This window comes from Ruegeria sp. YKSD163, assembly GCF_059612905.1.
In genome coordinates this window covers 170,832-188,413 of record NZ_JBXWRM010000006.1, presented here as the reverse complement: position 1 = coordinate 188,413, position 17,582 = coordinate 170,832, and the positions used below count along the sequence as shown (strand labels likewise).

Annotated in this window: 20 protein-coding genes; 13 read left to right on the top strand and 7 right to left on the bottom strand. The window is 64.4% G+C overall.

Going from position 1 to position 17,582, the window contains the following annotated elements; translation table 11 throughout:
* Window positions 1-29: 29 nt before the first annotated feature.
* The 9 genes from secD (at window position 30) to AC2FNA_RS10550 (ending at window position 6,756) form a co-directional block, all read left to right on the top strand.
* Entirely contained in the window at window positions 30-1,691 is a 1,662-nt protein-coding gene (gene secD / locus AC2FNA_RS10590; RefSeq protein WP_496826301.1) for a protein translocase subunit SecD, read from the top strand.
* Window position 1,692: 1 nt separating this feature from the next.
* Window positions 1,693-2,661 (top strand): protein translocase subunit SecF, encoded by a 969-nt coding sequence (gene secF / locus AC2FNA_RS10585; protein WP_234136339.1) that lies wholly within the window; start codon window positions 1,693-1,695, stop codon window positions 2,659-2,661.
* Between the two features lie 69 nt (window positions 2,662-2,730).
* Window positions 2,731-3,486: a sulfite exporter TauE/SafE family protein gene (locus tag AC2FNA_RS10580; protein ID WP_496826300.1), complete on the top strand. Its 756-nt coding sequence runs from the start codon at window positions 2,731-2,733 to the stop codon at window positions 3,484-3,486.
* A gap of 2 nt (window positions 3,487-3,488) precedes the next feature.
* The gene (locus tag AC2FNA_RS10575) at window positions 3,489-3,842 is read left to right on the top strand and encodes an Mth938-like domain-containing protein (protein WP_496826298.1); all 354 of its coding nucleotides are present in this window, start codon (window positions 3,489-3,491) and stop codon (window positions 3,840-3,842) included.
* A gap of 140 nt (window positions 3,843-3,982) precedes the next feature.
* Window positions 3,983-4,597, top strand: coding sequence for a heme ABC exporter ATP-binding protein CcmA (gene ccmA, locus AC2FNA_RS10570; protein ID WP_496826296.1), 615 nt, complete (start codon window positions 3,983-3,985; stop codon window positions 4,595-4,597).
* Window positions 4,594-5,250, top strand: coding sequence for a heme exporter protein CcmB (gene ccmB, locus AC2FNA_RS10565; RefSeq protein ID WP_234168846.1), 657 nt, complete (start codon window positions 4,594-4,596; stop codon window positions 5,248-5,250). The genes ccmA and ccmB overlap by 4 nt, the downstream gene beginning before the upstream one ends.
* A 45-nt stretch (window positions 5,251-5,295) precedes the next feature.
* Window positions 5,296-6,069: a heme ABC transporter permease CcmC gene (ccmC, locus tag AC2FNA_RS10560; RefSeq protein ID WP_496826294.1), complete on the top strand. Its 774-nt coding sequence runs from the start codon at window positions 5,296-5,298 to the stop codon at window positions 6,067-6,069.
* Window positions 6,066-6,224: a heme exporter protein CcmD gene (gene ccmD, locus AC2FNA_RS10555; RefSeq protein ID WP_496826292.1), complete on the top strand. Its 159-nt coding sequence runs from the start codon at window positions 6,066-6,068 to the stop codon at window positions 6,222-6,224. Before ccmC ends, ccmD begins: the two co-directional genes overlap by 4 nt.
* Window positions 6,217-6,756, top strand: a complete 540-nt coding sequence (locus AC2FNA_RS10550) for a DsbE family thiol:disulfide interchange protein (RefSeq protein WP_496826290.1) — start codon at window positions 6,217-6,219, stop codon at window positions 6,754-6,756. The genes ccmD and AC2FNA_RS10550 overlap by 8 nt, the downstream gene beginning before the upstream one ends.
* A gap of 230 nt (window positions 6,757-6,986) precedes the next feature.
* On the opposite strand, the gene acnA is transcribed toward AC2FNA_RS10550, so the two are convergent.
* A complete protein-coding gene (gene acnA, locus AC2FNA_RS10545; protein WP_496826288.1) occupies window positions 6,987-9,677 on the bottom strand; it encodes an aconitate hydratase AcnA in 2,691 nt (896 codons plus the stop codon).
* 251 nt (window positions 9,678-9,928) lie between these two features.
* Between acnA and AC2FNA_RS10540 the strand changes: the two genes are divergently transcribed.
* A complete protein-coding gene (locus tag AC2FNA_RS10540; protein WP_496826286.1) occupies window positions 9,929-10,627 on the top strand; it encodes a DUF1223 domain-containing protein in 699 nt (232 codons plus the stop codon).
* On the opposite strand, the gene AC2FNA_RS10535 is transcribed toward AC2FNA_RS10540, so the two are convergent.
* The 6 genes from AC2FNA_RS10535 to purB all read right to left on the bottom strand — a co-directional run bounded on the left by AC2FNA_RS10535 (window position 10,628) and on the right by purB (window position 16,002).
* Entirely contained in the window at window positions 10,628-11,554 is a 927-nt protein-coding gene (locus AC2FNA_RS10535; protein ID WP_496826284.1) for a lysophospholipid acyltransferase family protein, read from the bottom strand.
* Window positions 11,555-11,563: 9 nt separating this feature from the next.
* Window positions 11,564-12,418 (bottom strand): DMT family transporter, encoded by an 855-nt coding sequence (locus AC2FNA_RS10530; RefSeq protein WP_496826282.1) that lies wholly within the window; start codon window positions 12,416-12,418, stop codon window positions 11,564-11,566.
* A gap of 171 nt (window positions 12,419-12,589) precedes the next feature.
* Window positions 12,590-13,714 (bottom strand): flagellar motor switch protein FliG, encoded by a 1,125-nt coding sequence (locus AC2FNA_RS10525; RefSeq protein WP_496826280.1) that lies wholly within the window; start codon window positions 13,712-13,714, stop codon window positions 12,590-12,592.
* Window positions 13,715-13,781: 67 nt separating this feature from the next.
* Window positions 13,782-14,336, bottom strand: a complete 555-nt coding sequence (locus AC2FNA_RS10520; protein ID WP_496826278.1) for a tetratricopeptide repeat protein — start codon at window positions 14,334-14,336, stop codon at window positions 13,782-13,784.
* A 94-nt stretch (window positions 14,337-14,430) separates the two neighbouring features.
* On the bottom strand, window positions 14,431-14,595 hold the full coding sequence (locus AC2FNA_RS10515) for a hypothetical protein (RefSeq protein ID WP_496826276.1): 165 nt from the start codon (window positions 14,593-14,595) through the stop codon (window positions 14,431-14,433).
* Window positions 14,596-14,697: 102 nt separating this feature from the next.
* Window positions 14,698-16,002, bottom strand: a complete 1,305-nt coding sequence (purB, locus tag AC2FNA_RS10510) for an adenylosuccinate lyase (protein ID WP_496826274.1) — start codon at window positions 16,000-16,002, stop codon at window positions 14,698-14,700.
* Window positions 16,003-16,090: 88 nt separating this feature from the next.
* On the opposite strand from purB, the gene AC2FNA_RS10505 reads away from it, so the two are divergent.
* From AC2FNA_RS10505 to AC2FNA_RS10495, 3 genes are all read left to right on the top strand, one after another.
* Window positions 16,091-16,423, top strand: a complete 333-nt coding sequence (locus tag AC2FNA_RS10505) for a hypothetical protein (RefSeq protein WP_496826273.1) — start codon at window positions 16,091-16,093, stop codon at window positions 16,421-16,423.
* On the top strand, window positions 16,420-16,842 hold the full coding sequence (locus tag AC2FNA_RS10500; RefSeq protein ID WP_496826271.1) for a DUF6314 family protein: 423 nt from the start codon (window positions 16,420-16,422) through the stop codon (window positions 16,840-16,842). Before AC2FNA_RS10505 ends, AC2FNA_RS10500 begins: the two co-directional genes overlap by 4 nt.
* 76 nt (window positions 16,843-16,918) lie before the next feature.
* On the top strand, window positions 16,919-17,506 hold the full coding sequence (locus AC2FNA_RS10495) for a biotin transporter BioY (RefSeq protein WP_234143866.1): 588 nt from the start codon (window positions 16,919-16,921) through the stop codon (window positions 17,504-17,506).
* Window positions 17,507-17,582: the final 76 nt, after the last annotated feature.

Genomic DNA, 17,582 nt, shown 5'->3' with positions numbered 1-17,582 from the left:
GCCGAACCCGTCGGAACAAAGGCAGGGTCATGCTGCAAATAGATACCTGGAAACGGGTCCTGATCTGGCTTGTCTGTATTGGCGGGCTGGTTCTGGCCCTGCCGAACGCATTCTATACCCGCGTTGAGCAGAGCAACGATGCCCGCGCCGCGATCGAGCTGCGTGGCGAAACGCCCGAGCTGACGGCGGCGGCGGGCCAGTGGCCCGGCTTCATGCCGTCCTCTCTGGTCAATCTGGGTCTGGACCTGCGCGGCGGTGCGCATCTGTTGGCCGAGGTGCGGGTTTCTGACGTCTATGCCGCCCGGATGGACGCCATGTGGCCGGAAATCCGCAACGCTCTGCGCGACGCGCGGGCAACTGTTGGGACCATCCGCAAGCAGCCGTCGAAACCGGACGAGATCCGGGTCAAGATCAGCCAGCCCGAGGGCATGAGCCGCGCGCTGGAACTGGTGCGCGGGCTGGCCCGCCCAATCCAGACGCTGACCGGGGCCGGATCGAACGATATCGAGGTGCGCGGCGAGGGTGACGAGATCGTCGTGACCCTCAGCGAGGCCGAACGCCTTGCCACCGATGACCGCACCGTGCGCCAGGCGCTGGAAATCGTGCGCCGCCGCATCGACGAGGTCGGTACCCGCGAACCCACGATCCAGCGTCAGGGCGCCGACCGCATCCTGATTCAGGTGCCGGGCATCGGCAGCGCCTCGGAACTCAAAGAGATCATCGGCACCACCGCACAGCTGACCTTCAACCCGGTGGTCTCGCGCGGCACCGATGCCAATGCCCGTGTCGGCGTGGGCGAGAAACTGGCGCCGTCGCTGGATCAAGAGGGCGTGTTCTACACCATCGAATCCGCCCCCGTGGTCACCGGCGAGGAACTGGTCGACGCCCAGCCCGCCTTTGACCAGAACGGCCGCCCGGCGGTCAACTTCCGCTTCAACACCTCTGGCGCGCGCAAGTTCGGCGATTACACCCGCGACAATGTCGGCGCGCCCTTTGCCATCACGCTGGACGGCGAGGTGATCAGTGCCCCGGTGATCCAGAGCCACATTCCCGGCGGCTCGGGTATCATCACCGGCAATTTCACCGTCGAGGAAAGCACCAATCTGGCCGTACTCCTGCGCGCCGGCGCCCTGCCTGCGGGGCTGGAATTCCTTGAGGAACGGACCATCGGCCCGGAACTGGGGCAGGACAGCATCGACGCGGGCAAGGTCGCGACCGTGGTCGCATTTGTGGCGGTTCTGGGCTTCATGTTCGCCAGCTATGGCCTGTTCGGCATCTTCGCCAATATTGCGCTGATCATAAACGTGGGTCTTCTGTTTGGCCTGTTGTCGGTGATCGGCGCCACGCTGACCCTGCCGGGTATTGCGGGCATCGTGCTGACGGTCGGCATGGCGGTGGACGCCAATGTGTTGATCTTCGAGCGCATCCGCGAAGAGCTGAAGACCGCCAAGGGCCCGGCACGGGCCATCGAACTGGGCTATGAAAAGGCGCTGAGCGCTATTCTGGATGCCAACATCACCACCTTCATCACGGCGGTGATCCTGTTCGCCATGGGCTCGGGGCCGGTCCGGGGCTTTGCCATCACGCTGGGGCTGGGCATTCTCACCTCGGTTTTCACCGCGATCTTTGTCACCCGCCTGCTGGTGGTGACCTGGTTCGAACGCCGCCGTCCCAAGACGATCGAGGTCTGACATGCGCCTGAAACTCATTGCTGACGATACGACGTTCGATTTCTTCAAGCGCTGGCGGGTCTGGCTGGGCATCTCGGCCCTGATGGTCGTGATCGGCTTTGCCTCGTTCCTGATCCAGGGCCTGAATTTCGGCATCGACTTTCGCGGTGGCACCACGGTGCGCACCGAAAGCACCCAGGCCGTCGATGTGGGCGCCTATCGCGGCGCGCTCGACCCGCTCGGGCTGGGTGATGTCTCGATCACCGAGGTGTTCGACCCCACCTTTGGCCCTGACGAGAACGTGGCCATGATCCGCATCCAGGCTCAGGACGAGGCCGAGGCGGTCAAGGCCGAAACCATTGCCAAGGTGCAGGACGCGCTGCGCGGCGTCGCCCCGGACATCAAGTTCGTCTCGGTCGAATCGGTCGGCCCCAAGGTGTCGGGAGAGCTGATCCAGACCGCGATTCTGGCGGTGGGTCTCGCGATCCTGGCGGTGCTGGTCTATATCTGGCTGCGCTTCGAATGGCAGTTCGCCCTGGGCGCCGTGGCCGCGCTGGTGCATGACGTGGTGCTGACCATCGGCATCTTCTCCGAACTTCAGATCCGCTTTGACCTGGCCATCATCGCCGCGCTGCTGACCATCGTCGGCTATTCGCTGAACGATACCGTGGTGGTGTTCGACCGGGTCCGCGAGAACCTGCGCAAATACAAGCAGAAGGATCTGAAAGAGGTCTTGAACCTCTCGATCAACGAGACGATGAGCCGGACCCTGATGACCTCGATCACCACGCTGCTGGCGCTGATCTCGCTCTACGTGCTGGGCGGCGACGTGATCCGCGGCTTTGTCTTTGCGATGATCTGGGGCATCGTGGTCGGGACCTATTCCTCGATCTTCGTGGCCTCGACCATCCTGCTGTGGCTGGGCGTCAAACGCGACTGGTCCAAGCCCACCAATACCTCGGGCAACCAGTTCGCCGATATCGACGCCTGAGATCTGGCGCCATTCCCGGTCCCGTCTTGGCGCTAAGGGCGTGGCCGGGGTCGGGGCAGGCTGCCCGCAATGGAACCGCTCCTCGCCCTTTCTTCTCCTGAAATCGCGCTGCTGATCGGCGCGGCTTTTCTGGCCGGCTGCACCCGCGGCTTTGCGGGCTTTGGCACCGCATTGATCTATCTGCCGCTGGCCGGGATCGTGCTGGGGCCGGTGGCCGCGATCACCACGCTGGTGCTGACCGATATCGTCGGTCCGCTGCCGATGCTGCCGCGTGCCGCCCGGCATGTGGACAGGGGCGATCTGGCGCGGCTATTGCTCGGGGCGGCGGTGGCCCTGCCTTTGGGGCTCTACATGCTGTTCCTGCTCGAACCGGGCCTGTTCCGCCTGCTGGTCTCGGGCGTGTCGCTGACCATGCTGGCCGGGCTGGTGCTGGGCTGGCGCTATCACGGCGCGCTGCGACCCGGTGCCGTGACCGCCACCGGCGCCGCCTCGGGCTTTCTGGGCGGGGTGGCGGGCCTGCCCGGTCCGCCGGTGATATTTGTCTATATGGCCAGCCCCAAACCGGCGGCGGCGATCCGGGCTAATATCACCTTCTACCTATTCGGCTATGATTGGATGGTGCTGGCGATGATGGGGCTGGCCGGGCGGCTCGATCCGGCGTGGATCGTCACCGGTCTGGCGCTGATCGTGCCGAATATGCTTGGCACGATGCTGGGCGCGGCGCTATTTGTGCCGGGATACGAGCGCGCCTATCGCCTTGCCGCCTATGGGCTGATCCTGGGCGCGGCGCTGGCGGGGCTGCCATTCTGGACCTTGGGAGAGTGATCATGCGCCTGACCGAAGTGACCTATTCCGGTGCCCGTCCGGTCGATGGCTACGGGCCGGGTTTCTTCCGCATCGGCGGCGAGGTTCATCAGGGCGCGCTGCTGACCGGCCCCGACGGCCCCGCCCCCTGGGCAGGCTATCATGACAGCGTCCCACTGATGACGCTGGCGGGTCAGGTCGATGTGCTGTTCATCGGCACCGGCGCCGAGGTGGCCCATATCCCGCAGGCCCTGCGCCAAAGCCTCGAACAGGCCGGATTGGGGGTCGAGGCGATGACCTCGCCTGCCGCCTGTCGCACCTATAACGTGCTCCTGGGCGAGGGCCGCCGCATCGCGCTGGCCGCGCTCCCGGTCTGATCCTGCTCTTCATTTCGCCACAAATACTCCGGGGAGCGCGAGGGGCAGCGCCCCTCGCTCCCGCCTGCAAGGCCTCGCATTGCTGGCGATGCGGCAAATCCCGCCTTTTGCCCCCCGCGCCAATGGGATAAGCGAGGAGCATGACACTCACCGTCACCGATCTTGCCATTGCCCGCGGCGGCATTCCCGTGCTCGAGGGGCTGAACTTCGCGCTCGCCCCCGGCCGCGCGCTGATCCTGCGCGGTCCCAACGGCGCGGGCAAGACCACGCTGCTGCGTACTCTGGCCGGACTGCAACCGCCGCTGGCGGGACTGATCGAGGGCGCCGAGGATCGGATCGCCTATGCCGGCCATTCCGACGGGTTGAAACCCACACTCAGCGTCACCGAGAACCTGAGGTTCTGGGCTTCCGTCTTTGGCGGGCGCGATATTGCCCCGGCGCTCGATGCCTTTGCGCTGGGCGACCTGGCCGAGCGTCACGCGGGCAACCTGTCGGCGGGGCAAAAGCGGCGGCTGGGTCTGGCGCGGCTTCTGGTGACGGGGCGCCCCGTCTGGATGCTGGACGAGCCCACCGTCTCGCTCGATCGCGACGCGGTGGCGATGTTCGCCGATGCGGTGCGCGCGCATCTGGGGCAGGGCGGGTCGGCCCTGATCGCCACCCATATCGACCTGGGGCTGGATGGCGAGGTGCTGGATGTCGGTCCCTATCGCGCCCGCCCGGCGCCGCTTGACGACCCGGATGGAGATTTCCTGTGATCGCCCTTCTGAAACGCGACCTGGTACTGGCCTTTCGGGCCGGGGGCGGCTTTGGCCTGGGGCTGGCCTTTTTCCTGATCGTCACGGTTCTGGTGCCGTTTTCGGTGGGGCCGCAATCGGCGCTCTTGTCGTCGATCGCGCCAGGGGTGCTGTGGCTGGGCGCGCTTCTGGCCTGCCTGCTGTCGCTTGACCGCCTGTTGGCGCTTGATTGGGAGGACGGCACGCTCGACCTGCTGGCCACCGCGCCGCTGCCGCTGGAATCGGTGGTGACGATGAAGGCGCTGGCCCATTGGCTGACCACCGGTCTGCCGCTGGTGCTGGCCGCGCCGGTGCTGGGGGTGCTTCTGAACCTGCCCACCCCCGGCTTTGTCTGGCTGGTGGTCTCGCTCTTGCTGGGCACGCCGGCGCTGAGCGTGGTGGGCACATTCGGCGCCGCGCTGACCGTGGGGTTGAAGCGCGGCGGGCTGCTGCTGTCGCTCCTGGTGCTGCCGCTTTACGTGCCCACGCTGATCTTTGGCGCCGAGGTGGCGCGGCGGGGGGCCGCAGGGATGGAGGTGGCCACACCGCTTCTGATGCTGGCAGGGATAACCGCCGCCGTGATCGCTTTGTTACCCTTTGCCAGCGCCGCGGTGCTCCGCGTCAATCTGCGTTGACGCAAGTCAATTGAGAACAGTCCCGCTTCGCACTAGATAGGACCCATGACGATATCGACGAGACTCAACGCGCTCTGGGAATATGCCAACCCGCGCAAGTTCCTGGCCCTGACCGAGCGGGTGCTGCCCGCGCTGTGGGTGCTGACCGCGATCACCCTTGTGGGTGGACTGGTCTGGGGCTTCTTCTTCACGCCTGACGATTACAAGCAGGGTTCTACTGTCAAGATCATCTATATCCACGTGCCCTCGGCCTTTCTGGCCACCAGCGTCTGGTTCATGATGTTGGTGACCTCGCTGGTCTGGCTGATCCGGCGCCACCATGTCAGCGCGCTGGCCGCGCGTGCGGCGGCGCCCGTGGGCACGGTCATGACGCTGATCGCGCTGATCACCGGGGCAATCTGGGGCCAGCCGATGTGGGGCACCTGGTGGGAATGGGATCCGCGCCTGACCTCGTTCCTGGTGCTGTTCCTGTTCTACCTCGGTTACATGGCCCTGTGGGAGGCGATCGAGGATGCCGACACCGCCGCCGACCTGACCTCGGTGCTGTGCCTGGTGGGATCGGTCTTTGCGGTGCTCAGCCGCTATGCGGTTTATTTCTGGAACCAGGGGCTGCATCAGGGGGCCTCGGTGCTGCGCGCAGGCGCTGTCAGTGGCACCGATACCGAGGAGAAGGTGAGCAATGTCTACGCCTATCCGCTGCTTCTGTGCCTGCTGGGCTTTGGGCTGTTGTTCGTGACGCTGGTCTTTTACCGCACCGGAACCGAGATCCGGGCCCGCCGGATCAAGGCGCTGATCGCACGGGAAAGGGCAAACGGATGATTCCCGATCTGGGCAAATATGCCGCCACGGTGCTGAGCGCCTATGGCGCCACTCTGGTGCTGTTGATCGGTCTGGTGGTGCTCAGCCTGCGGCGCGGCCGCAAGCTGCGCGCCGAGATGGACAAGATCGAACAAAGGATTTCGCGCAATGGCTAGGATTTCGCCGCTGATGGTGGCGCCGCCGCTGATTTTCGGCGCCTTCGTTCTGCTGGCCGCCGTCGGCATGTTCCGCGACGATCCCGAGGCACTGCCATCGGCGCGCGAGGGGCAACCCGCGCCGCCGCTGGCGCTGACCGCCTTTCCTGCGGCGCCGGGCTTTCACGATGCCACCCTGCGCGACGGTCAGGTGAAACTGGTCAACTACTGGGCCAGCTGGTGCGCGCCTTGTCGGGCCGAACATCCCAGCCTTGAAAAGCTCGCAGGCGAGGGCATCCCGATCTACGGCATCAACTACAAGGACAAGGTGGAAAACGCGCAGGGCTTTCTGGACGAACTGGGCAATCCCTTTGTTGCGCTGGGTCGTGACGAGCAGGGGCGCACCGCCCTTGACTGGGGTGTCTATGGCGTGCCCGAGACCTATGTGATCGCGGGTGACGGCACCATCATGCTGCGCTTTGCCGGGCCGATTACCGAACGGGTGATCGACAGCACCATCCGCCCGGCGCTGGAAAAGGCCGCGGCGAAATAGGGGGCGCTGCCCCCACCGCCCGTTCCGGGCGGCCCCCCGGAGTATTTCAAGCAAAGTGAAGGGGCGCGGGTCGTTCCTGTCAGGGGGCGGTCGCTGGAGCGGCCGGAATGGGACCTCTGGGTGAGAGGCCCTGATTTCATTCCGCCCAAAATACTCCGGAGCGCGAGGCAGCGCCTCGCAAAAGAAAAGGGCGCCGCAAGGCGCCCTCTCATTGGTCGGTTCGCAGACGCTCAGCTGGCCTTGGCCAGGTTGCGCAGCACGTAATGCAGCACGCCGCCGTTCTCGATATATTCGATCTCGGGTGCGGTATCGATCCGGCATTTCAGGGTGATGGTCTTTTCGGACCCGTCGCCATAGGTGATGGTGCAGGGCACCTCTTGCAGCGGCTGGATGGTGTCCAGTCCGCTGATCGCGACGGTTTCATCGCCCTTCAGGCCCAGCGACTTGCGATTGTCGCCGCCGGTGAACTCGAACGGGATGACGCCCATGCCGACCAGGTTCGAGCGGTGGATACGCTCGAAGCTTTCAGCGATGACCGCCTTGACGCCCAGCAGCGCGGTGCCCTTGGCCGCCCAGTCACGGCTGGACCCGGCGCCATACTGCTCGCCGCCGAACACCACCAGCGGGGTGCCCTGTTCCTGATAGGCCATCGAGGCCTCGTAGATCGAGGTCTGCTGCCCATCGGGTCCTTTGGTATAGCCGCCTTCGACGCCATCCAGCATCTCGTTCTTGATGCGGATATTGGCGAAAGTGCCGCGCATCATGATCTCGTGGTTGCCACGGCGCGAGCCATAGGAGTTGAACTCGCGCGGGGCCACCTGACGCTCGGTCAGATACTTGCCGGCGGGGGTGGTGGTGGCAAAGGAGCCTGCGGGTGAGATATGGTCGGTGGTGACCATGTCACCCAGGATCGCCAGCACCTTGGCGCCCGAGATGTTCGAGATGGTGCCCGGCTCGGTGCCCATGCCTTGGAAGTAGGGCGGGTTCTGGATATAGGTCGAGGTCGCGGGCCAATCATAGGTTTCCGCATCGGTGGTTTCCACCGCCTGCCATTTCTCGTCACCCTTGAACACGTCGGCATATTTCGACTGGAACGCCTCGCGCGTCACGGTCTGCTCGACCAGCTCGGCCACTTCCTGGGTGGTGGGCCAGATGTCTTTCATATAGACATCGTTGCCGTCCTTGTCGGTGCCGATCGGCTCGGAGGTCAGGTCGATATCCAGCGTGCCGGCCAGCGCATAGACCACCACCAGCGGCGGCGAGGCCAGGTAGTTGGCGCGCACGTCGGGCGAGATGCGCCCTTCGAAGTTGCGGTTGCCTGACAGCACCGAGGTGGCGACCAGATCGCCCTCGGCAATCGCCTCGCTGATTTCCTTCTGGATCGGGCCCGAGTTGCCGATACAGGTGGTGCAGCCATAGCCGACGAGGTTGAAGCCGATCTTGTCCAGATCCTCTTGCAGGCCGGCGGCCTCCAGATAGGCGCTGACCACCTGCGAACCCGGTGCCAGCGAGGTCTTGACCCAGGGCTTGCGGTTCAGGCCCAGTGCGGCGGCCTTGCGCGCCACCAGACCGGCGCCGATCATCACATAGGGGTTCGAGGTGTTGGTGCAGGACGTGATCGAGGCGATCACGACCTTGCCCGATTCCATGGTATAGTCTTCGCCCTTGACCGCGACTTCCTTGCCCATCGGGCGCTTGAAGGTCTCGGCCATCTCGCGGGTGAATGCGGTCTTGGCATCGGTCAGCGCCACATAGTCCTGCGGGCGCTTGGGGCCGGAAATGGCGGGCACGATGGTGCCCATGTCCAGGCTCAGCGTGTCGGTATAGACCGGGGCATAATCCGCATCACGCCAGAAGCCGTTTTCCTTGGCATAGGCTTCGACCAGCGCGATCCGGTCCTCGTCGCGGCCGGTATTGCGCAGATAGCGCAGGGTCTCGCCGTCGATCGGGAAGAAGCCGCAGGTGGCGCCGTATTCCGGCGCCATGTTGGCGATGGTTGCGCGGTCGGCCAACGGCAGACGGTCCAGGCCTTCGCCGTAGAATTCGACGAATTTGCCCACCACGCCCTTGGCACGCAGCATCTCGACGACCTTCAGAACCAGGTCGGTGCCGGTGGTGCCCTCGACCATCTGGCCGGTCAGTTCGAAACCGATCACCTCGGGGATCAGCATCGAGATCGGCTGGCCCAGCATCGCGGCCTCGGCCTCGATCCCGCCAACGCCCCAGCCCAGAACGGCCATGCCGTTGACCATGGTGGTGTGGCTGTCGGTGCCCACCAGCGTATCGGGATAGGCAACCTCGACCCCGTCCTGATCGGTATCGGTCCAGACGGTCTGGGCCAGATATTCCAGGTTCACCTGGTGGCAGATGCCGGTGCCCGGCGGCACCACGCGGAAGTTGTTGAACGCGCCCTGGCCCCATTTCAGGAACTGGTAACGCTCCATGTTGCGCTCGTATTCACGGTCCACGTTCATCTGGAAGGCGCGCGGATTGCCGAATTCGTCGATCATGACCGAGTGGTCGATGACCAGGTCAACCGGGTTGAGCGGGTTGATCTTCTGCGCGTCACCACCCAACGCCTTGATGCCGTCGCGCATCGCGGCCAGGTCGACAACGGCGGGAACGCCGGTGAAATCCTGCATCAGCACGCGGGCCGGGCGATAGGCGATCTCGCGCGGGTTCTGGCCGCCCTTGGCGCCCCATTCGGCAAAGGCCTTGATGTCGTCGACCGACACGGAAAAGCCGCCATCCTCGAACCGCAGCATGTTTTCCAGAACCACCTTCAGCGCGGCGGGCAGTTTCGAGAAATCCCCCAGACCGGCCTCGGTGGCGGCGGGGATCGAGTAATAGGAAATGGATTTGCCATTGACGCTGAGCGTGCGGCGCGTCTTGGCGGTGTCCTGTCCAACCTTGATGGGCATCGTGGCCTCCCTCTCTTGGAGCGTGGAAATGGGATTCGCTGCGGGTTATCTGCATCACGCCCGCCTTGGGTTCAAGCACCAAGACGGGGGGTGCGTCAATTTTTGTATACCATTGCACACATGGGGGCGCAAGATGCGGTATGCAATGGTATACATTTGTTTCCGCAGGTTCAAGAAACCTTGATTGGCGCTGTGATCGGCGGGGCGGTAAAGCTGGATCATCCCCTTGCCCAGCGACGGACCGGACCCGGATGAAAGCCCTGACGCTCTGCCTTGCCCTTGCCGCATCGGCACTGCCCATCGCCGCCCGAGCCGAGGGGCCGGTGGTTGTGGAGCTCTTTACCTCGCAAGGGTGTTCCTCGTGTCCGCCTGCGGATGCGATCATGCATCGGCTGGCGCGCCGGGACGATGTGATCGGACTGGCGCTGCATGTCGATTACTGGGACTATATCGGCTGGGTCGACGAATTTGCCGACCCAGCCCATACCCTGCGCCAACAGGCCTATGCCCGCGCCGGTGGGCGCTCGATGATCTATACCCCGCAGATGATCATCCAGGGGGTCGAGGATGTGGTCGGCGCGCGCGAGGAAGAGGTGCTGGCGCTGATCGAGGCGCACAAGGCACGCCCGGCGCCGGTCGGCATTACCGCGCGCCGCGTGGGCGATGACATCACCGTCACTTTGACCCCGGGCACGGGGACGCCCGGTGGTTCCTATGCGGTGCAACTGGTGCGATATACGCCACTGCGCCATGCCTCGATCAAGCGTGGCGAGCTTGCCGGTCATGACCTGGATTATGCCAACGTGGTCGACAGCTGGCAGGTGGTGGGGCAGTGGGATGGACAGAGCGAGAAACGCCTGAGCGTCACCACCGAGGGCGATTTGCCGGCGGTCGTGCTGGTACAGCAGGCGGGACCTGGGTCGATCCTGGCGGCGGCCCGGGTCGAGTGATCAGTTCGGCGTGTCCTCGGGCCGCTCGCCGAGGTCGAGCCAGGGTTTCCAGCGCCGGTGGATCCAGAACCATTGCCCCATATGCTGGCGCACCATCTTTTCCAGATCATCGTTCAGGAACTGGGTCATGGTGACCGGATCGCTATGGGCGACCGGATCGTGCATCACGATCTCGAAATCCAGCCCGTTGTCCTGCCGTACCGAATAGCAGGGGATCATCACCGCATCATATTTCAGCGCCAGTTCCGCGTTCAGCACCGAGGTCACCGCAGGCTTGCCGAAAAAGCTCAGCTCGGCACCGCCATGGGCATGCAGGTCCGAGACGATGGCGATGATGCCGCCCTGTTTCAGGCTGCGCACCATCTCCATCATGCCGCGCCGGCCTTGTTCGAACATCGGTTTGCCGGTGCGCAGGAAGGCATCTACATAGATTTCGTTGAAATAGGGGTTGGCCATGCGGCGGTAGAGACAGCCGATCGGCTTGCCGCCTCGGGCCTGCAATGCGGCGCGGGTGGCCAGGTAATGGCCGAAATGGGCGGTGATCAGCATCACCGGCTTGCCCTCGGCAATAGCCGCGTCAAAGGCGGCCGCGCCCGGCCCGCTGACCCGTGCCCCCTGTTGCCGACGGGTGAATTCGTCGGGCGAGAAATGTTCCATGATGGCGCGGCCTGCATTATCGGGCACTGCGCGGCACAGGCGCGCGATCTCGGCCTCGGGCAGGTCTGGACAGGTCAGCGCCAGATTGGCGCGAATGCGCTTGCTAAACCCCACCAGCGGGCCAATCGCGCTCATCAGCCGACCCATCGCCGCGATCCGGCGATCGTAGGGCAGAAGCCGCATCCCTCCGATCAGCCCGCGCAGCAGCAGATATTGCGCATAGTAAGAGGCGCGCGCACCTCGGCCGAGTTCGGATTTTTCAACGGGCATCAGGGTCTCTTAGCGGCTGTGCATCTCGCGATGCCAGACATACAGACCCGCCCCGGCGATCACAAGCGCACCGAGGACAGTCCAGATGTCGGGATATTCACCAAAGAAGGCCGTGCTCCAGATTGCGGAGAATCCAAGTCCGCAATAGGCATAGGGCGCGAGCATGGCCGCCTCTCCTTGTGAAAAGGCGCGGATCAGGAAGAGCTGGCCCAGCGTGCCGAAAAGAACGACCAGCGCAATAAGACCCCATGCCGTGGGGCTGGGCGACTGCCAATAGCCGGGAACGATGAGGCTCAGCAACGTGGTGCCGACGAGGCCGGTATAGAAGAGCGAGGTCCAGACGTCCTCGTCCGGGCCGACGCGGCGTGTGAGCAGAGCATAAGTGGAATAGCAGGCGGCGGCACCGAGCGGGAAAAGCGCGGCAGGCTGGAACACGTCCGACCCCGGGCGCAATACGATCAGCGCGCCGGTCAGGGCCACGGCGATGCCCAGCAACCTGCGCGGGCCCAGACGCTCACCCAGAAACAATGCGGCACCCAGCGTGATGAAAATCGGGTTGACCGACATAAGGGCGGTGGCGTCAGTCAGCGGGATCCGGCTGATGCCGAGAAAGAAGAAGGCGGTCGCCCCCATCAGCATCAGCGAACGCAGGAGTTGCAGGCGCGGATAAGCAGTGCGGATGACCTTTCGCAGGCGTGGCAGGACGAGAAGTAGCACCAATAGCATCTGTCCGGCATAGCGTGCCCAGAGCGCTGGAATCACGCCGATCTGCGGCGCCAGCGCCTTGACCGTAGCATCCATGAGCGAAAAGCACAGGATGGCGAGAACCATGAAGCCGATGGCCCGACGCGCCGTTGATGCCATTACGCTTGGGCCCGCGACTGGAGTAGGGTGTTGAACATGTGAAGCTGATAGCGCCCAGCTTCGGTTCTGTCCATCAGCCAGCGGCCTGGTGCCGGAATTTTGAAAAAATTTCGGCCCGGAAAGCGACCGCTTTCCGACCCGTTTTCCGTGCCGGAAAACGGCCTGCCGGGATCAAGCGTCACTATCCTCCTCGGGGTCGATGAGCCGTAGGGCGCCTTCGTCCTCCAGGCTACGGATAACACCCACAAGGGTTGTCATCGCCGCCTCGCCCTCGCTGCGCTTGACCTTACCCTTGTCGCGGATCTCGTCGCGCAGGTTGTCGGCCATCCGCGAGGACATGTTGCCGAGCAGGAACTCCGCCACCACGGCCTCGTCCCCCTCGGTAGCGGCGGCGAGGGCCTGGATCAGTTGATCCTGATCGGCCACGCGCACCACGGCGGGCACGTCGCGCGGCGACAGGCGGGCAGGGATGTCGGAGAAGGTGAACAGGACCTTGCGCACCGAAGAGGCAAAGGTTGCATCCTCTTCGTCCAGCGCCGACATCATCTGGTCGCGCGTTGCGGGCGCCGAATGGTTCAGGATATTGCCCACCCGTTTCTCGGGCCGGTCGGCAAAGGCCAGGATCGGCCGCGCATCCAGCTGCGCGGCCAGCGACCAGCCGATCCGATCCACTGCCTCGGGCGTCACCCGGCCGGTCTGCGAGATGGCATAGGTGATGCGCCGCGCCACCGGGCCGGGCAATTGCCCAAGCAGCGCCGCCGCCTTGGCGGTATCAAGTTTCGACAGCAGCACGGCGGCGACCTCGGTGCTTTCGGCCTGGGCGATCTCGGCCAGCTCCTCGGGCGGCAGGGCGCGCAGCCGCTGCCAGGGATCACCCATCTGCCGAACACCGGCCTCGCGCCGCAGACGCGCGGCGGTGGTTGCGGCGATCTTGCCATCCATTGCGCTCAGCGCCCCGGCCAGCCCATGCGGAAAGCTGAGCCCGATCCCGTCGAGCGCCTCGGCAAATTCCTCGGCCACCGCGTCCAGCGTGATCCGGTCGACCAGCCCCATCCGCCCCATCTGCTTAGTCAGCCGGGCCTGCAACTCCTCTGGCAGTTCCTCCAACGGGATTTGCGCGCCTGCATTCAGCAGAAGCCGCACGACCACAGCAGCCTTTTCCAGATTGCTCAATTGCCGGGGCACGCGCCGGGGCGCGTCGGCCACCGGCTGGCCGCCCATCCTTGTCACCGCCGGAGCGTCGACGAAATCGAACATCTCGGCTTCAAGGGGCATCAACGCATTGTCGTCCTGCATCTGCCTTCGTCATCCGTCATCAGAGTCGCAGGCAGATTAGCGGTCGGGCGGTAAAGAAAGGCTGAACTCAGTAGTTGTAGGTCAAGCCCGTCCGGATGGCCTCGCGCAGCGACACCTCGGCCCAACTGCCTTCACCGCCGCGCGCGGTGATCTCACGCCACTGGGCGATGGCCAGATCGGTCTTGCCGGCCTCGACAAACCCTTGCCCCATATAGCTGCGTGCCAGAATATTGTCGGGATTGGTCGCGATCGCCGCCTGATAGTAGAAGGTCGCGCGGTCCAGATCGCCCAGCTTGCGATGGGTGAACCCCCAATAGGTCAGCACGCGGTCGTCGCTCTGGTCGGGCATGGCCGCCAGCACGCCCTGCGCATCGGCGGGACGCCCGGCATAGGCCAGTTCGCGCACGGCCTTATACAGCGTATCGGCATCCAGGCCGGAATTCTTCGGCGCCACGCAGCGCTTTTTCTTCTCGTCCCAGACCTTGACCCCTTTGCATTCCTTGGTGGTCTGGGTTTCCTTGGGCGGGTTGGTCCAGGTGCTGCCACCTGTACTGTCGCCGCCGGCGGCAAAGGCGCCAAGCGGCAGGGTCAGACCCAAGGCAAGAAGGGAAGGCAATCGCATGAGGGGAACTCCGGTATCAGCTTAATGTAAGGGACGCAAAATTTTCTCGGGCGCCGTAATAGACCCCCGGAAAACCGGCCGGATCGGCGCGGGCTCAGCTGTTGATCACCTCGACACAGGTTTGCGAGGCGGCGTCCCACTGCATGCCCGGGGCGCAGGATTGGGTCTGTTCATGGCCACGGCTGGAACAGCCCATCGCCAGCGAAGCCACTGGCAGCAGGGCCAACGCAGTGGCGCAGCATATCGTCCTGAGGGTCATGATCTCTCCTCCCGTTGATACTGGAAAGGAGTGTAGCGCAGAGCCCCACTTGCGCAAAGGGGACTCACGCCGATTTGTCTCTCGTTATGTCCGTTTCGGCGGTCAGTCGCCAAAGACACGGGCAAAGATCGTGTCGACATGCTTGGTGTGATAAGCCATGTCGAACTTCTCGTTGATGCCGTCGGTGCCCAGGGCGGCGACAACATCGGCATCGGCCAAGAGCTGCTCGCGGAAATCGACCCGGTCTTCCCAGACCTTGAGGGCATTGCGCTGCACCATGACATAGGCGTCCTCGCGGCTGACACCGGCCTGGGTCAGCGCCAAGAGCACCCGCTGGGACATCACCAGCCCGGGGAACTTGTTCATGTTGTCCAGCATGTTCTCGGGAAAGATCAGCATCTTGTCGACCACGCCGGCGAGACGATGCAGGGCGAAATCCAGCGTCACGGTGGCGTCCGGGCCGATGCCGCGCTCGACCGAGGAATGCGAGATGTCGCGTTCATGCCAGAGCGCCACGTTCTCCATCGCCGGGATCACCGCCATGCGGACAAGGCGGGCCAGACCGGTCAGGTTCTCGGTCAGCACCGGGTTCTTCTTGTGCGGCATCGCCGAGGAGCCTTTTTGCCCCATCGAGAAGAATTCGGCGCCTTCCAGCACCTCGGTGCGCTGCATGTGGCGGATCTCGATGGCGATATTCTCGATCGAGGACGCAATCACGCCCAGCGTGGCAAAGTACATCGCGTGACGGTCGCGCGGGATGACCTGGGTGCTGATCGGCTCGGGGCGCAGGCCCAGCTTGGCGCAGACATGCTCTTCGACCGCCGGGTCGATATTGGCAAACGTGCCGACCGCGCCCGAGATGGCGCCGGTGGCGACCTCGTCGCGCGCGCCTTGCAGGCGGGCCTTGTTGCGGTCCATCTCGGCATAGAAGCGGGCGAAGGTCAGGCCCATGGTCGTGGGTTCGGCATGGATGCCATGGCTGCGGCCCACGCGCACGGTGTCCTTGTGCTCATAGGCGCGCTTCTTCAGCGCGGCGAGCACCTTGTCGACGCCCTCCAGCAGGATGTCGGCGGCCCGCACCAGCTGTACGTTCAGGCAGGTGTCCAGCACGTCCGAACTGGTCATGCCCTGATGCACGAACCGCGCCTCTTCGCTGCCCACATGTTCGGCCAGATGGGTGAGGAAGGCGATGACGTCATGTTTGGTGACCGCTTCGATCTCGTCGATGCGGGCCACGTCGAATTCCACATCCTTGGCTTTCCACACCGCCTCGGCATTTTCCCGCGGGATCACGCCCAGATCAGCCATCGCGTCACAGGCATGCGCCTCGATCTCGTACCAGATCTTGAACTTGGTCTCGGGCGACCAGATTGCAACCATCTCGGGGCGGGAGTAGCGGGGGATCATTGGCAGCGACACCTTTTTGTGATTGGCAGGACCTGTTGGCGCGGGTCATAGACCCAGCCGCATCGCGGGACAAGGCAGGAGCGGAAATATGAGACGGTTTGCCCTGATTTTGGCGGCTGTGCCCACCTGGGCGATGGCGGATGGGTTCATGCCGCTGGCCGGAGACGAGATCCGCGCCGCGCTGACGGGCAGGGAACTGGTCTATGAAGGTGGCGCACGCCAGAGTTTTGACGCCTCGGGCGGGACGGTCTATGTGACCGACCGGTCCAGTCAGGGACGCTGGAGCCTTCGCGGCGATCTTTACTGTTCGATCTGGCCGCCCTCGGAACTCTGGGCCTGTTACACGGTGGCCAGCGACGGCGAGAGGGTCCGCTTTGTCGGGCAGGGCGGCGATATTACCGACGGGACCTATGCCGAATGACCCTGCCGCAGGACATTGCAGCATTCGAGGGCGATTGGCTGCTGGATCGCGTCATTGACGACCGTTTGACGGGGCAAAAACTGCACGCCGAAGGGGCCGCGACGCTGCGCCGCAGCGAGGGTGGGCTGACCTATGACGAGCAGGTGACACTGTTCATGCCCGGCCAACCGCCGTTTCACGGCACGCGCCGCTATCTGTGGCGGCCCGGTCCGGGTGGCATCGTCATCCACTTCGAAGACGGCAGGTTTTTCCACCACTTAACCTTGGGTCAAGCAGAGCCGGGCGATCATCACGATTGCCCGCCTGACAGCTATGATGCGCGCTATGACTTTACCCGCTGGCCGCTGTGGCGGGTCAGATGGTCGGTCAAGGGACCGCGCAAAGATTACGAGATGGTCACCGATTTTCGGCGGCGATAGCGTAAACGTCTTGCGGCGCGCGCGCGGACAGGGCATTTCTGTGTGCCAATACCTGTCTGAACTGGGAGACAACCGAATGAGCATGACTGTTCTGGCCGACGCAATCGGCCCGCGCGAAGGCACCGCGCGTCTGGCAAAGCAAGCGGTTCTGGTGGTGCTGGGCATCGCAGCGCTGGCCATCGCCGCCAAGATCAAGGTGCCGATGTGGCCGGTGCCGATCACCATGGGCACCTTTGCCGTGCTGACGCTGGGCACCGCTTATGGCGCGCGGCTGGGTCTGGTGACCATGCTGGGTTATCTGCTTGTGGGCGCGCTGGGCTTTGACGTCTTCGCCACCTCCTCGGCCGAGAAATTCGGGCTGACCTACATGATGGGCGGCACCGGCGGCTATCTGGTGGGCTACCTGATGGCCACCGTGATGCTGGGCGCTCTGGCGGCCCGCGGTTGGGACCGCTCCTTTGGCAAGATGGCGCTGGCGCTGGTGCTTGCCAATGTGCTGATCTACGTGCCGGGCCTGTTGTGGCTGGGCCAGCTCTATGGCTGGGACAAGCCGATCCTGCAGTGGGGTCTGACCCCGTTCCTGGTGGGCGACGCGCTGAAACTGGTGCTGGCCGCCGTGCTGATCCCCGGCCTGTGGAAACTGGTGGGCAACGCCCGCGGCTGATCCCGCTCGATACCTTTGACAAAGGCCCGGACACATTGTCCGGGCCTTCTTCGTTGCCTTTGCGGGATATGGTAAA